We start from the raw sequence: 13,679 nt of genomic DNA, 5'->3' as shown, positions 1-13,679 counted from the left end.
CCGCACCGTCGCGGGGACGGTGCGGGCGCGGTCGTGGTCGCCGGTCAGCGCGGGGTCAGCCGTCGATCTTCGCCGCGGCCTGCTCCTGCTTGCCGAACACCGGGTTGTGGACCTCGCCGAGGTTGATGTGCACGGCCTGCTGGTCGGTGTAGAAGTCGATCGAGCGGTAGCCGCCCTCGTGGCCCAGGCCGGAGGCCTTCACCCCGCCGAACGGGGTGCGCAGGTCCCGCACATTGTTGGAGTTCAGCCACACCATGCCGGCCTCCACGTTCTGCGCGACGTTGTGGGCGCGCTTGAGGTCGTTGGTCCAGATGTAGGCGGCCAGACCGTACTTGGTGTTGTTGGCCAGCTGCAGGGCCTCCTCCTCCGTGTCGAAGGGGGTGATGGCCACGACCGGGCCGAAGATCTCCTCCTGGAAGATCCGGGCTTCCGGGGCCACGTCCGCGAACACGGTGGGCTGCACGAAGTTGCCCTCGGGGAAGCCCTCCGGGCGGCCGCCGCCGGCCACCAGGCGGGCCTCGGTCTTGCCGATCTCCACGTAGGACATGACCTTCTCGAAGTGCTCCGGGTGCACGATGGCGCCGACCTCGGTGGTCTCGTCGTCCGGCAGGCCGACCTTCACGCGGGAGGCCTGGGCGGCGTAGCGCTCCACGAACTCGTCGTAGACGGAACGCTGGACCAGGATGCGGGAGCCTGCGGTGCAGCGCTCGCCGTTCAGGGAGAACACGCCGAAGATGGTCGCGTCGATCGCCGCGTCCAGGTCCGCATCCTCGAACACCACGGCCGGGGACTTGCCGCCGAGCTCCATGGACAGGCCCTTCAGGTGCGGGGCGGCGTTGGCGAAGATGATCTGGCCGGTGCGGGACTCGCCGGTGAAGGAGATCAGCGGCACGTCCGGGTGCTTCACGAGCGGGTCGCCCGCGTAGCCCTCCTCACCGAAGCCGTGCACCATGTTGAACACACCCTTCGGCAGGCCGGCCTCCTCGAAGATGTCGCCCCACAGGGAGGCCGAGAGCGGGGTGAACTCCGCCGGCTTCAGGACCACCGAGTTGCCGGTGGCGATGGCCGGGGCCAGCTTCCAGGACTCCAGCATGAACGGGGTGTTCCACGGGGTGATCAGGCCGGCGACGCCGATCGGCTTGCGGTTCACGTAGTTGATCTGGCGGCCCGGCACCTTGAAGGTGTCGTCGTGCTGGGCCACGATCAGGTCCGCGAAGAAGCGGAAGTTCTCGGCGGCGCGGGCGGCCTGGCCCCTCGCCTGCTTGATCGGCAGGCCGGTGTCGAAGCACTCCATCTCGGCCAGCTGGTCGCCGCGGGTCTCCATGATGTCGGCGATCGCGTGCAGCACGCGGGAGCGCTGGCGCGGCAGGGCCTGGGACCATTCGCCGGACTCGAAGGCCCGCTTGGCGGCGGCGACGGCGCGGTCGATGTCCGCGGCCTTGCCGGAGGCGGCCGTCAGGTACGGCTCGTTGGTCACCGGGTCGAGCACCTCGAAGGTGTCGCCGTCGATCGAGTCAACGAACTCGCCGTCGATGTAGTGGCGCAGGACGTCGGGCAGGCCCTCGGGCTTGCGGGCCTCGATGCTGGTCTTCTCCGTCATGGTGTCTCTTTCACTGAGTTCTTCGGGTGGGTCTGATGATCGGGGCTTGGAGCAGCCGGCGTCGGCGCCGGTCCGGCCGGCGGTCACGCGGACGGCTCGGCGCTGTGCTCCAGGTAGGCGTGCAGGGTGTTCAGGCGGTGGGCGCGGGCGGCGGCCTCGATCTCCTCGAAGCGCGCCCCGTCCTCGATCAGGCGCAGCAGGTGCTCGTGCTCGTCCACGGAGGCCACCGCCCGACCGGGCACGTACGCGAACGTGGAGGAGCGCAGCGCGGCCAGGCGGTTCCAGCCGCGGTGCACCAGGTCGTGCACGTGCTCGTTCTGGTGATGCTCGAACAGGATCGAGTGGAAGCGGCGGTTGAGCTCGGTGAACGCCACCGGGTCCCAGGCCTTCTCCGACTCCGTCATCGCGCGCATGGTCGCGTTCACCTCGCGGGCCGCCGCGAGGTCCTCGGCGGTCACGTGCGGGGCGCACTGGGCGGTGGAGAACCCCTCCACCAGCGCCAGCGTCTCCATGGTGTGGCGGTACTCGACTGGGTCGATGCCCACCACGGTGGCGCCCACGTTGCGCTCGTAGGCCACCAGCTTCTCGGACTGCAGGCGGCGGATCGCCTCCCGCACGGGCACCACGGACATGCCCAGCTCCGCGGCGATCTGGGACAGCACCAGCCGGTCGCCCGGCTCGTGGCGCTGGTCCCGGATCCCCTCGAGGATCGCCTGGTAGGCGCGGTCCGCCTTGGAGACGGGGGCGCCTGCGAGGCCGACCGTTCCGATGTCCGTGCGGCGCATGCTCAGGCGTCGCCCTCCGGGGCCGGGGCGTCCGGCAGGGTCTTGCGGTACTCGGCGAACTTGGCCTTCCACTCGGCGTTCGGGGGGAACATCCCGTCCACCGGGTAGCCGGCCTTGACCTGCTCGTACGCCCAGGCGTCCTGGAGCTCCTGCTCGTAGGCGTCGTCCACAACCTCCTGGAGCAGGGACGGCGGGATGACCACCACACCGTCGTCGTCGCCGACGATGATGTCGCCGGGCTGCACGGTGGTGCCGCCGCAGGCGATGGTGCCGCCGACCTCCCACGGGATGTGACGGCGGCCCAGCACCGCCGGGTGCGTGGCGCCGGCGTACACCTGGAGGCCGACCTCGGCGACGGCGGCGGAGTCGCGGATGCCGCCGTCCGTGATCACGGCGTTCGCGCCGTTCACCTGGGCGCGCAGGGCCAGGACGTCCCCGAGGGTGCCGGTGCCGTGCTCGCCACGGGCCTCCATGACCACCACGTCGTCCGGCTGCACCGAGTCGATCGCCCGCTTCTGGGCGTTGAAGCCGCCGCCGAACTCCTTGGCCAGGTCCTCGCGCTTGGGGATGTAGCGCAGGGTCTTGGCGTAGCCGAGGACGCGCCGACCCCGGTGGATCGGGCGCGGGCCGTCGATGGTCGCGTTCTGGACGCCGCGCTTCTGCAGCTGGGCGGTGAGGGTGGCCACCGCGATGGCGTCGATCTTGGCGCGCAGCTCGGGGGTCAGCAGGGAGCGGTCCGGCTGCGGGGCGCTCGCGACCCAGTGGCCGTTCTCGTCCACCGCGGACGACGACGGCGCCGCGGCCTGCGGGGCCAGACCGGCGGCCTCGCGGGAGCCCCAGGCCTCCTCGCGCTGCACGTCGTCCACCTGCGGCTGCGCGCCGAACGGGGCCAGGGAGTGCTCCGAGTCGACGACCGTCGTCACCAAGCGGCCGGTGGTCGGTGCGCCGGGGGCGCTGGGGGCGTCCACCTCCACCTCGACGACGTCGCCCGGCTGGGCCACGGAGGAGCCGGCGGGGGTGCCGGTGAGGATGACGTCGCCCTCCTCGAGCGTCATGAGCTGCGAGAGGTCGGCCACGAGCCGGCCGAACGGGAAGACGAGGCCCTCGGTGGTGTCGTCCTGGACGATCTCGCCGTTGACCCAGGTGCGCACGCGCAGGGCGGCCGGGTCCAGGCCCGCGGCGGAGATCACCGCGGGGCCGAGCGGGGTGTAGCCGTCGCCGGACTTGTTCTTGACGTTGGAGCCCTTGTCCGCGTGGCGGAGGTCGTAGAGGCCCCAGTCGTTGGCGGCGGTGATGCCGGAGACGTGCGACCAGCCCTCCTTCGGGCTGACGCGCCGGGCGGTGCGGCCGATGATCAGCGCGATCTCGCCCTCGTAGGCGAGCAGCTCGGTGCCGGCGGGGCGCTCGATGGTGTCGCCGGTGCGGGCGAGGGAGGTGCCGGCCTTGAGGAAGTAGCCGGGGGCCTGCGGGGACCGGCCGCGCTGGGCGATGCGGGAGGGGTAGTTCAGGTGGACGGCGAGCACCTTGCCCGGCCGGTTCTCCCGGACGGTGAAGTCGTGCTCGGTGACGGTGGGCGTGGGATCCGGTGTGCTCTGCGTCATGGTCGAGATCGTATACGATCTCGCGGGCCCGGGGAAGAGGTCGCACGCCCGGCAGACGCGCCGGGCCGACGTCGTTGTGGGCGCCCGCTGCGGCTCAGCGGGCCCGGGCGATCGACTCGTTCACCGCCGGGGCCAGGCGCCGCACGCCCTCCACGAGCTTCTCGGCGTCCACGAACGAGTACGCCAGGCGCAGGGTGGAGTGCGTGCCCTCGACGGGGGTGAAGGCCGCCCCCGGCACGAACACCGCGCCCGCCTCGATGCCGCGGTGCATCACCTCGAGGGTGTCCACCCCGGTCGGCAGGGTGGCCCACAGGAAGAAGCCGCCCTGCGGGGTGATGAACTCGACCCCTGGGTCCCAGTGCTCACGCACCGCGTCCACGAGCGCCCCGGCCCGCTCGCGGTACAGCCCGGTCACGTGGCGGACGTGGCCCTGCCAGTCCAGCTGCGTGACGAAGGCGGTGGAGAGCATCTGCGAGTACGTGGACGCGTGGATGTAGGCCGACTCCGCGCACAGGTAGAACTCGCGCTTGAGCGCGGCCGGCACGAGCGCCCAGCCGATGCGCACGCCCGGGGAGAAGATCTTGGACATCGTGCCGAGGTGGACCACGTTGTCCCGGTGGTCGGCGGCGATCGGGGCGACGGGCTCGCCGTCGAACGCGATCTGCCCGTACGGGTTGTCCTCCACGATGAGCACGCCGTGCTTCTCGCAGATCGCGCCCACCTCGGCGCGGCGGCCCGGGGGCAGCAGGGCGCCCGAGGGGTTCGCGAACGAGGGGATCGTGTAGAGGAAGGCCACGCGGCGGCCCTCGGCGGCCAGGCGGGTCAGGGTCTCGTCGAGGGCCGCGGGCACGAGGCCGTGGTCGTCGGTGCCCGTGGCCACGGCCTCGAGCTGCCAGGTGGTGAAGGTGGTCAACGCGCCCACGAATGTGGGGTCCTCCACCACGACGACGTCGCCCGGGTTCGCGAACGCCCGGCAGGCGGTGTCGATCGCGGCCTGCGAGCCGGGGGTGATGACCACGAGCTCGGGATCCGCGTCCGGGATGCCGTCGGCGGCCATCACGGCGGTCGCGGCGGCACGCATCTCCTCGGTGCCCTGGCCCGGGCCGTACTGCAGGGACTCCGTGCCGAACCGGGTCATCAGGTCGGAGGCGATCCGGCCCAGCTCGTCGAGGGGCAGGTCGGCGAGCCACGGGTTCCCGCCCGCGAGCGAGATGAGGTTCGGGTCCATCGCGATGTCGAAGACGTCGCGGACCGCGGACTGCTTCACGCCGACGGCGCGCTGGGACAGGTGATCTCGGAGGTTCCGCACGCTCGGCACCCTATAGCACGGCGCGGCCGTGCCCGAAGGTCCGATGACGGGCGACGACGGCGGGTCGCGCGGTCAGGGGGCGCTCGGCTCCTGGGCGGGGGACCACGTGCCCTGGGTCGGCTCGGCGGGACCCCAGGACGACTCGCCCTCCGGCGCCCACGTCTGCCCGCCGGATCCGTCGCTCGGCTCCCCACTCGGCGTGGGCTCCCCCTGCGGGACGTCCACGGACTCGCCGAGGCGGAGCGGCTCGAGCCCCAACACGTCGTCGAGGTCCCGGCCGTCCACCTCGAGCCGGACCTGTCCCGCTGACGTGAAGGCGGCGGCGGTCGCCTGCAGCTGGGCGCGGATCCGCTCGGCCGTGCAGTCGTCCTCCGGCGTCACGGTGCCGGTGAAGGTGAAGATCTCCACGTCGCCCTCGCGGCGGTGCCCGGTCGGGGTGAGGGTCTCGCGCGCGTCGAACACGGCGTTCCACAGCGACGGGTCGCCGTGCCAGCCCTGCTCGTCCGCGAACAGGAAGTCCAGCGCGGCGTCCGCCTCGTCCTCGGTGTCCGTCGGCACGGTCTGCACGGGAACCAGCAGGTCGCCGCAGCCGAAGGGCCGGCCGCTCGTCCCCGGGACCGCCTCCGTCTCCGCGACGGCGAGGTAGACCGTCAGCGGCTGGTACCCCTCCGTCGCGGGCAGGGGCACGCCGTCGTCGGACGCCGAGTCCTCGGCCAGGCCGGGGTCGACCGCGCAGCCGGCCAGCAGGCACGCGGCGGCCACGGCACCCATGAGCCGCAGGGCGCGGGGAGGGGAGGGCGGGCGCATCGGGTACTCCTGGCGGTCGGGGCTCGGCGGCGTCGGACGGGCCGACGGCCCCTCCATGCTACGGCCGTCCGCCTCGCCCGCCGCGAGCGGGTGTGAGGCCTCCCACGGGTGGGAAGGGGCCCGCGGGCGGACGGCCGCGGCGGGCTAGGCTGGAGGCCATGCCCGTGAGGAACCGTCGCGCCGCCGCCCTGCCCGCCAAGCTCAGCCGCTCCTGGCTGCTGGTCAACGCGGCCACCCCCGACGCGTTCGCCCCCGCCCTGGCCTCCGAGGCCGACTCCGTCATCTTCGACCTCGAGGCCGCCGTGCCGGAGGAGCAGAAGGACGCGGCCCGCCGGCACGTCGTGGACGCCCTCTCCGGCGGCATGACGGCGTGGGTGCGCATCTCCGCGACCTCCACGGACCACTGGCAGCGGGACCTCGAGGCGCTCGCGGGCCTCGACGGCGTGCGCGGCGTCGTGCTGGCCGAGACCAAGGAGCCGGAGCAGGTCACGTTCACCGCCATGCGGCTGCGCGCCGGCACCCCGGTGATCGCCCTGCTGGAGTCCGCCCTGGGCATCGAGAACGCCACGGCCGTGGCCAAGGCGCCGGGCACGTTCCGTCTCGCCTTCGGCGTGAACGACTTCCGCAAGGACGTCGGCGTCGGCGAGGACCCGCTGGCCATGGCCTACGCCCGCTCCCGCATGGTGATCGCCTCCCGCGTGGGCGGTCTGCCCGGGGCGATCGACGGACCGCCCGGCAACACGGACGGTGAGGACGCGGTCATCGAGTCCAGCGCCGTCACCGCCTCGATGGGCATGACCGGCCGCCTCGTCCTGAACCGGGATCAGGTGGACTGGGTCAACCGGGCGATGTCCCCGTCCGAGGACGAGCTCGCGTGGGCCCGCGACCTGCTCGAGAAGCACGCGCAGGGCGCCGCCGTCGGCGACGGCTCGTACCTGCCCCGCGTGCTGCGCGCCCAGAAGATCGCGGACCTCGCGGACTCGTACGGGCTCTGGAACGCGTGAGCACGGCCGGGGCGCGCGCATGAGTCCCCGCACCGACGGGTGGCTCCGCCCATGATGGCGTGGATCGACGGGCTGCCGCTGCTGTGGTCCATCGGGTTCTTCTGGATGCTGGCGATCCTGCGCACCCTGATCGTGTTCTCGCTCGGGCGGGGGCTGGCCTCCGGCGTCGAGCGGACCCGCTGGTTCGCCCGCGTGATGGAGGGGCCCGTCTATGTCCGAGCCCAGCGCTTCATCCAGCGCCACGGGGTGTGGGCCATCCCATTCTGCTACCTCACGGTGGGCATCCAGACGGCGGTGATCGGCTCCGCCGGCGTCGCCCGCATGCCCTGGCGCCGGTTCCTGCCGGCGGCCGCGCTCGGCACGTTCCTGTGGGGCGTGGTGTACGGGACCGTCGGGATGGCCGTGGTCTGGGCCGTCATCGGCGCGGCGCTCGGAGAGGGCCGGGGCGTCCTCGCCCTCGTGCTGATCCTCGCGGCCGTGGCCGCGTTCGTCGTCTGGCGCCGACGCCGCACGCTGCGCCGGCACGGGGCCGGGTGACGTCGTCGTCCGTGACGCGGGCCGGGCTTCGCCGCCGGGGGACTAGAGTTGACCGCGTCTTCGCCCCGGCCAGCCGCCCCGCGGCCGGGGCCGCCACCCCTTCGGAAGGACCACCATGAGCGACGAGCGCGCCCGCAGCTTCTCCGCCTCCACCGCCTCCGCCGCCGACGACGGCGCCCGCGGCACCGGCACGACCCGCGTCAAGCGCGGCCTGGCGGACATGATGAAGGGCGGCGTGATCATGGACGTCGTCAACGCGGAGCAGGCGCGCATCGCCGAGGACGCCGGCGCCGTGGCCGTCATGGCGCTCGAGCGGGTCCCAGCCGACATCCGCGCCCAGGGCGGCGTGGCCCGCATGTCCGACCCCGACCTGATCGACGGCATCGTCGAAGCCGTGTCCATCCCCGTGATGGCCAAGGCGCGCATCGGCCACTTCGTGGAGGCCCAGGTGCTGCAGGCGCTCAAGGTGGACTTCATCGACGAGTCCGAGGTGCTCTCCCCGGCGGACTACGTGAACCACATCGACAAGTGGGACTTCGACGTGCCCTTCGTGTGCGGCGCCACCAACCTCGGCGAGGCCCTGCGCCGCATCACCGAGGGCGCGGCCATGATCCGGTCCAAGGGCGAGGCCGGCACCGGCGACGTCTCCGAGGCCGTGAAGCACATCCGCACCATCCGCAAGGAGATCGCCCAGCTCCAGGGCCTGGCCCAGGACGAGCTGTACGTGGCCGCGAAGGAGCTGCAGGCGCCGTACGAACTGGTGCGCGAGGTCGCCGAGACCGGCGCCCTGCCCGTCGTGATGTTCACCGCCGGCGGCGTGGCCACCCCGGCCGACGCGGCCCTGATGATGCAGATGGGCGCCGACGGCGTGTTCGTGGGCTCCGGCATCTTCAAGTCCGGCAACCCGGCCGAGCGTGCCCGCGCCATCGTCAAGGCCACCGCCCAGTTCGACGACCCGATGGCGGTCGCCGAGGCCTCCCGCGGCCTGGGCGAGGCCATGGTGGGCATCAACGTGGGCGACCTGCCCGCCCCGCACCGCCTGGCCGAGCGCGGCTGGTGAGTCCACAGAAGACCGTCGGCGTGCTCGCCCTCCAGGGCGACGTGCGGGAGCACGTGCACGTGCTCGAGTCCCTCGGCGCGCGCACGCGCCCGGTGCGCCGCCCCGCGGACCTCGAGGGTCTGGACGGCATCGTGCTGCCCGGCGGCGAGTCCTCCGTGATGGACCGCCTCGCCCGGATCATGGGGATGAGGGACCCGCTCATCGCCGCCCTCCGCGACGGGCTGCCCGCCTACGGCACGTGCGCGGGGCTGATCATGCTGGCCCGCGAGATCCGCAACCCGGCGCCGGATCAGGGCGGGCTCGGCGTGCTGGACGTGGCCGTGCGGCGCAATGCGTTCGGCGCGCAGGTCGACTCGTTCGAGGAGGACCTGGACATCCCCGCGGTCGCGGCGGAGCCGGTGCACGCCGTGTTCATCCGCGCCCCCGCCGTCCTCCAGGCGGGGGAGGGCGTCGAGGTCCTGGCGAGCGTGCCGGCGTCGCGTCTGTCCGTGCCCGCGGCGGACCCGGGGCTCGACGGCGACGCGCGGCTGCCCGTGGCCGTGCGGCAGGGCCACCTGCTCGCCACGGCCTTCCACCCCGAGGTGACCGGCGACTGGTCCTTCCACCGGGCGTTCCTCGCGGGGCTCTGAGCGGCCGGCCTGCCCCGCGCGCGACGGGCGCGGGGCTCAGGCCTCCGCGAGCACCTCGGAGGTGACGCGGACGTCCTTCCGGGGGTCCAGGCCGAGCTCGTCGGCCACGGCCGTGGCGACGGAGGGCAGGGTGAGGACGCCGTCGTGCGCGTTGAGGCCCCCGGCGAAGCCCTCGTCCGCGGCCAGCGCGGCGCGCCATCCGAGGTCGGCGATGCGCTTGATGTAGGGCAGCGTCGCGTTGGTCAGGGCCGAGGTGGAGGTCTGGGGCACGGCGCCGGGCATGTTGGAGACGCAGTAGTAGATCTTGTCCCCCACGAGGTACGTCGGGTCCTGGTGGGTGGTGGCCCGCGAGTTCTCGAAGCAGCCGCCCTGGTCGATCGCGATGTCCACCAGCACCGAGCCGGGCCGCATGGACTCCACCATCTCGGCGGTCACCAGCTTCGGGGCCGCGGCGCCGGGGATCAGCACGGAGCCGATCACGAGGTCCGCGTCCGCCACGGTCTCACCGATGTTCAGGTGGGACGAGGCCAGCGTGCGGATCCGGCCCTGGTGGACGGCGTCCAGCTGCGCGAGCCGCTCGAGGGAGATGTCCAGGACGGTCACGTCCGCGCCCATGCCCGCGGCGATCACGGCCGCCGCCTCGCCGGCCACACCTCCGCCGATCACGGCCACCCGGGCGCGGCGGGTGCCGGGCACGCCGCCCATCAGCACACCCGAGCCGCCCTGCGGCTGGAGGAGGTGGTAGGCGCCCGCGGCGGGGGCCAGGCGGCCGGCCACCTGGCTCATGGGGGCCAGCAGCGGCAGGGAGCGGCCGCGGGTGACCGTCTCGTAGGCGATCGCCGTCGTGCCGGCGTCCAGGATCGCCCGCGTGCACGCGGGGGAGGCGGCCAGGTGCAGGTAGGTGAAGAGGACCTGGCCGCGGCGCAGGCGGCCGTACTCCTCCGGCTGCGGCTCCTTGACCTTGAGGACCAGCTCGGCGCGCTCCCAGAGCTCGTCGACGTCGTCGACCAGCTCGGCGCCGGCGTCGCGGTAGTCCTGGTCCGAGGCGCCGGAGCCGGCGCCGGCCCCCGACTGCACGAGGACCTGGTGGCCCGCTCGCACCAGCTCCTGGACCCCGCCCTGCGTCAGGGCCACACGGAACTCGTTGTTCTTCACTTCGGTGGGCACGGCGACCAACATGCGGCGAATCTAGCCCATCCGGCACGTTCCAGCGAGGGCGCGGGGGCCGCTGCGCGGTCGCGGTGCCGCCGTCACCGCGGTGCCCGTCCCGTCATACTGGTGCGGTGACTCCCGCGCTGATCTCCCTCGTGGCCGTGCTCCTGCTCCTGGTGGGGCTGGTGGGCACCGTGTATCCCGTCCTGCCCGGCTCGCTGCTCAACCTCGTGACGGCTCTCGGCTGGGCCGCGCTGCTGGGCTCCCCCGCGTCCTGGACGTTCGGCGTCATCGCGGCCGGTCTCGCCGTGGCGGGGCTGAGCGCGTCCGCGGTGCTGACCGGCCGACGGCTGCGACGTGAACGCGTCACCCGCGGCCCGATCCTGTGGGGGGTGGCCGGCGCCGCCGTCGGGTTCTTCGTGATCCCGGTGGTGGGTCTGTTCCTCGGCTTCGCCGTCGGCCTGTTCGCCTCCCAGTGGGCCCGCACCCGGGACGCCCGGGCCGCCCTGAGCAGCTCGATCGGCGCGCTCACGGCCATGGGTGTGGGCATGCTCGTGGAGTTCTGCTGCGCGCTGGGCTCGCTGACCGCCGTGGGCGTGGGCGCCCTGGTGCACGGCCTCACCGCCTGAACCGCCGGAGCCGTCCGTCCGGCGGGACCCCGCGCGCGCCGGACCCTTCGCCGGCTCAGCCGCCGGCGGGCACCCTGCCGGCCTGGGCGAGGGCGGCGAAGCCGAGGACGTGCTCCCGCAGCTCCTGCGCGGCCGCCCGGCCGTCCCCGGCGGCGGAGGCGGCGAGGATCCGCCGATGGTCGGCCTGCAGGCCGGCGCGCACGGCGGGCCAGTCGGACAGCCCGGCCACGGTCTCGGTCACGTAGCCGATGGTCGCCTGGCGCAGGGAGTCCAGCATCATCGCCGTCACGACGTTCCCGCCCAGGGTGGCCAGCCGCACATGGAACTCGGTGTCGAGCAGGTGGAAGTCCTCTTCCGGCAGCGCGGGGTCGTCCATCCGGTCCAGCAGGGTTTCCACCTCGGCCAGGACGGCGACGCTCTCGGGGTCGCCGGAGGTGGCGGCGGCCGCCTGCGCCGCATCGGTCTCGAGGAGCACGCGCGCGGCGACGACGTCGGCCATCGGCAGGGACCGGGTGGCGATGTGCAGGCGCAGCGCCCAGCCCAGCGCCGCGGACGGCTCGGAGACGACGACGGCCCCCGAGTTCGGCCCGGAGCCGGCGCTGGCGCGGATCAGGCCCATGGCCTCGAGCATCCGGGTGGCCTCCCGCACGGACGCCCGGGAGATGCCGAAGCGTTCGGCCAGGGTGCGTTCGCCGGGCAGCTTGTCCCCCACGACCACGGCGCCGGAGCGCAGCTCGGCCTCGAGCCAGTCGAGCACGATGGTGTAGGCGGGGGCAGCGGTCATGGACGGACCTTCCGAGGGGGCGGGGCGGCGACCCGAGGGGGCGGGGCGGCGACCGTCCATCCTACCGACGGACGCCGCCCCGCTCGGGTGGTGCAGGCGGTCAGCCCGCCGCCGGCAGCATCCACGCCAGCACGTTGGACTGCAGGTACACGAGCGTGCACACCGCCAGCAGGAGCACGAGCGACCACACCACCACGCGGCGCAGGATCTCGGACTCCCGGCCCTCCATGCCGACCGCCGTCGCGGCGATCGCCAGGGACTGCGGGGAGATCATCTTGCCCACGACGCCGCCGGAGGTGTTGGCGGCCACCAGCAGGGCCGGATCGGCGCCGATGTTCGTGGCGGCGGTCTGCTGCAGGGTGGAGAACAGGGCGTTCGCGGAGGTGTCCGAGCCGGTCACGGCGGTGCCGAGCCAGCCGAGCACCGGGGACAGGAACACGAAGGCCGCGCCCAGGCCGGCCACCCACGTGCCCATGGCGACCGTCTGGCCCGAGAAGTTCATGACGTAGGCCAGGGAGAGCACGATCACGATCGTCAGGGCGGACCAGCGCATGCGGGCGAAGCAGCGGCCGATCTCGGCGAGCGCGTTCCCCACCGAGAGCGGGAACCGGCCGTCGTGGTCGAACCGGGAGTAGACCACGGCCATGATCAGGCCGGCGATCAGCAGCAGCGTGCCGGGGGAGGCCAGCCACTCGAACTTGTACACGGTGCTCGCCAGGGGCGCGCCGGAGGCGTCGACGAGGTGCCCGTCGAGCCCGGGCCACGGGATCTTGGCGGTGGCGGAGTTCAGGGCCGCGGTGATCGAGGGGACCAGCTTGGCCAGGGCGAACACGGCCACGACCACGATGTAGGGCAGCACGGCCATGAAGATCCGGCCGGGGGTGAGGTCCTGCGCCGCCGCGCGGGCGGGGGCGTCGAGGCGCTGGCGGGCCTCCTCGGCGCCCCGCGGCCGCCAGAAGCGCAGCAGCAGGACGGCGGCGGCGAGGGAGACCAGGGAGGCCACGACGTCGGTGAGCTCGTAGGAGAAGTGGGTCGAGGCCAGCCAGATGGCGACGGCGAAGCTCGCGCCGATCACGATCAGTGCCGGCCACGTCTGCCGCACGCCGCGCAGCCCGTCGATGATGAACACGAGCAGGAACGGCACGAACACGGCCACGAACGGGGCCTGGTGGCCGACGATCGCGCCGATGTGCGTGGCGGGGATGCCGGTGAGCGTGCCCGCGGTGGTGATGGGGGTGCCCACGGCGCCGAAGGCCACGGGCGCGGTGTTCGCCAGCAGCACGGCGGTGGCCGCCCGCAGCGGGGGCACACCCAGGCCGAGCACCATGGTGGCCGTGATGGCCACGGGGGCGCCGAAGCCGGCGAGGGCCTCGAGCAGGCCGCCGAAGCAGAACGCGATGAGCACGGCCTGGATGCGGATGTCTCCGCCGCCGAGCGAGTCGAAGATCGCGCGCATGTCGTCGAATCGCCCGGAGAGCACGGTGACCTGGTAGAACCACAGCGCCATCACGACGATCCAGACGATCGGGAACAGGCCGAAGGTCGCTCCCTGGGCGGCGGCCAGCGCCGCCAGGTGGGCCGGCATGTGGAAGCCCAGCACGGCCACGAGCAGGGCCACCACGAGCGCGGCGAGCCCCGACTGCCAGGCCTTGAGGCGCAGACCGAGGAGGGTGGCGAAGAACGTCAGCAGGGGCAGGACGCCGAGCGCGGCGGAGAGCGCGACGCTGCCGGCGGCATCGGGGGTGGGGGTGAAGGTGTGCACGGGGGTCTCCCGGTGGGCGA

Annotated in this window: 13 protein-coding genes; 5 read left to right on the top strand and 8 right to left on the bottom strand. The window is 73.4% G+C overall.

The window, feature by feature from the left end; translation table 11 throughout:
* Positions 1-55: 55 nt before the first annotated feature.
* The 5 genes from hpaE to FLM69_RS03275 form a co-directional block, all read right to left on the bottom strand.
* Positions 56-1,600 carry a 5-carboxymethyl-2-hydroxymuconate semialdehyde dehydrogenase gene (gene hpaE, locus FLM69_RS03295; RefSeq protein ID WP_141843010.1) on the bottom strand — a complete coding sequence of 515 codons (1,545 nt, stop codon included), beginning with the start codon at positions 1,598-1,600 and terminating at the stop codon, positions 56-58.
* A gap of 83 nt (positions 1,601-1,683) precedes the next feature.
* Positions 1,684-2,385 carry a GntR family transcriptional regulator gene (locus FLM69_RS03290; protein WP_063188614.1) on the bottom strand — a complete coding sequence of 234 codons (702 nt, stop codon included), beginning with the start codon at positions 2,383-2,385 and terminating at the stop codon, positions 1,684-1,686.
* 2 nt (positions 2,386-2,387) lie between these two features.
* Positions 2,388-3,986, bottom strand: coding sequence for a fumarylacetoacetate hydrolase family protein (locus FLM69_RS03285; protein WP_060974213.1), 1,599 nt, complete (start codon positions 3,984-3,986; stop codon positions 2,388-2,390).
* 94 nt (positions 3,987-4,080) lie between these two features.
* Entirely contained in the window at positions 4,081-5,295 is a 1,215-nt protein-coding gene (locus FLM69_RS03280; RefSeq protein WP_141843008.1) for a PLP-dependent aminotransferase family protein, read from the bottom strand.
* A 72-nt stretch (positions 5,296-5,367) separates the two neighbouring features.
* Complete coding sequence (locus tag FLM69_RS03275; protein WP_063188608.1) at positions 5,368-6,102, bottom strand: GerMN domain-containing protein; 735 nt, start codon at positions 6,100-6,102, stop codon at positions 5,368-5,370.
* Between the two features lie 158 nt (positions 6,103-6,260).
* Here FLM69_RS03275 and FLM69_RS03270 point away from each other — a divergent pair, with 158 nt between their 5' ends.
* The 4 genes from FLM69_RS03270 (at position 6,261) to pdxT (ending at position 9,332) form a co-directional block, all read left to right on the top strand.
* A complete protein-coding gene (locus FLM69_RS03270) occupies positions 6,261-7,106 on the top strand; it encodes a CoA ester lyase (protein WP_078026220.1) in 846 nt (281 codons plus the stop codon).
* A gap of 51 nt (positions 7,107-7,157) precedes the next feature.
* Positions 7,158-7,643 carry a DedA family protein gene (locus FLM69_RS03265; protein WP_041102620.1) on the top strand — a complete coding sequence of 162 codons (486 nt, stop codon included), beginning with the start codon at positions 7,158-7,160 and terminating at the stop codon, positions 7,641-7,643.
* 115 nt (positions 7,644-7,758) lie between these two features.
* Positions 7,759-8,703 (top strand): pyridoxal 5'-phosphate synthase lyase subunit PdxS, encoded by a 945-nt coding sequence (gene pdxS / locus FLM69_RS03260; protein ID WP_036313496.1) that lies wholly within the window; start codon positions 7,759-7,761, stop codon positions 8,701-8,703.
* A complete protein-coding gene (pdxT, locus tag FLM69_RS03255) occupies positions 8,700-9,332 on the top strand; it encodes a pyridoxal 5'-phosphate synthase glutaminase subunit PdxT (RefSeq protein WP_181743471.1) in 633 nt (210 codons plus the stop codon). Before pdxS ends, pdxT begins: the two co-directional genes overlap by 4 nt.
* A gap of 36 nt (positions 9,333-9,368) precedes the next feature.
* Here the strand turns inward: pdxT and ald are convergent, their stop codons facing one another.
* A complete protein-coding gene (ald, locus tag FLM69_RS03250; protein WP_078026222.1) occupies positions 9,369-10,511 on the bottom strand; it encodes an alanine dehydrogenase in 1,143 nt (380 codons plus the stop codon).
* Between the two features lie 104 nt (positions 10,512-10,615).
* Here ald and FLM69_RS03245 point away from each other — a divergent pair, with 104 nt between their 5' ends.
* Positions 10,616-11,113: a DUF456 domain-containing protein gene (locus FLM69_RS03245; protein WP_078026223.1), complete on the top strand. Its 498-nt coding sequence runs from the start codon at positions 10,616-10,618 to the stop codon at positions 11,111-11,113.
* Positions 11,114-11,168: 55 nt separating this feature from the next.
* Here the strand turns inward: FLM69_RS03245 and FLM69_RS03240 are convergent, their stop codons facing one another.
* Positions 11,169-11,897 carry a FadR/GntR family transcriptional regulator gene (locus tag FLM69_RS03240; protein WP_002857917.1) on the bottom strand — a complete coding sequence of 243 codons (729 nt, stop codon included), beginning with the start codon at positions 11,895-11,897 and terminating at the stop codon, positions 11,169-11,171.
* A 100-nt stretch (positions 11,898-11,997) separates the two neighbouring features.
* Positions 11,998-13,659, bottom strand: a complete 1,662-nt coding sequence (locus FLM69_RS03235; RefSeq protein WP_078026224.1) for an L-lactate permease — start codon at positions 13,657-13,659, stop codon at positions 11,998-12,000.
* Positions 13,660-13,679 lie beyond the last annotated feature (20 nt).

The sequence above is a fragment of the Micrococcus sp. R8502A1 genome, from assembly GCF_006704135.1.
Lineage (GTDB): Bacteria > Actinomycetota > Actinomycetes > Actinomycetales > Micrococcaceae > Micrococcus > Micrococcus luteus.
The sequence above is the reverse complement of the archived record's forward strand: the minus strand, read 5'-3'. Positions and strand labels throughout refer to the sequence as shown.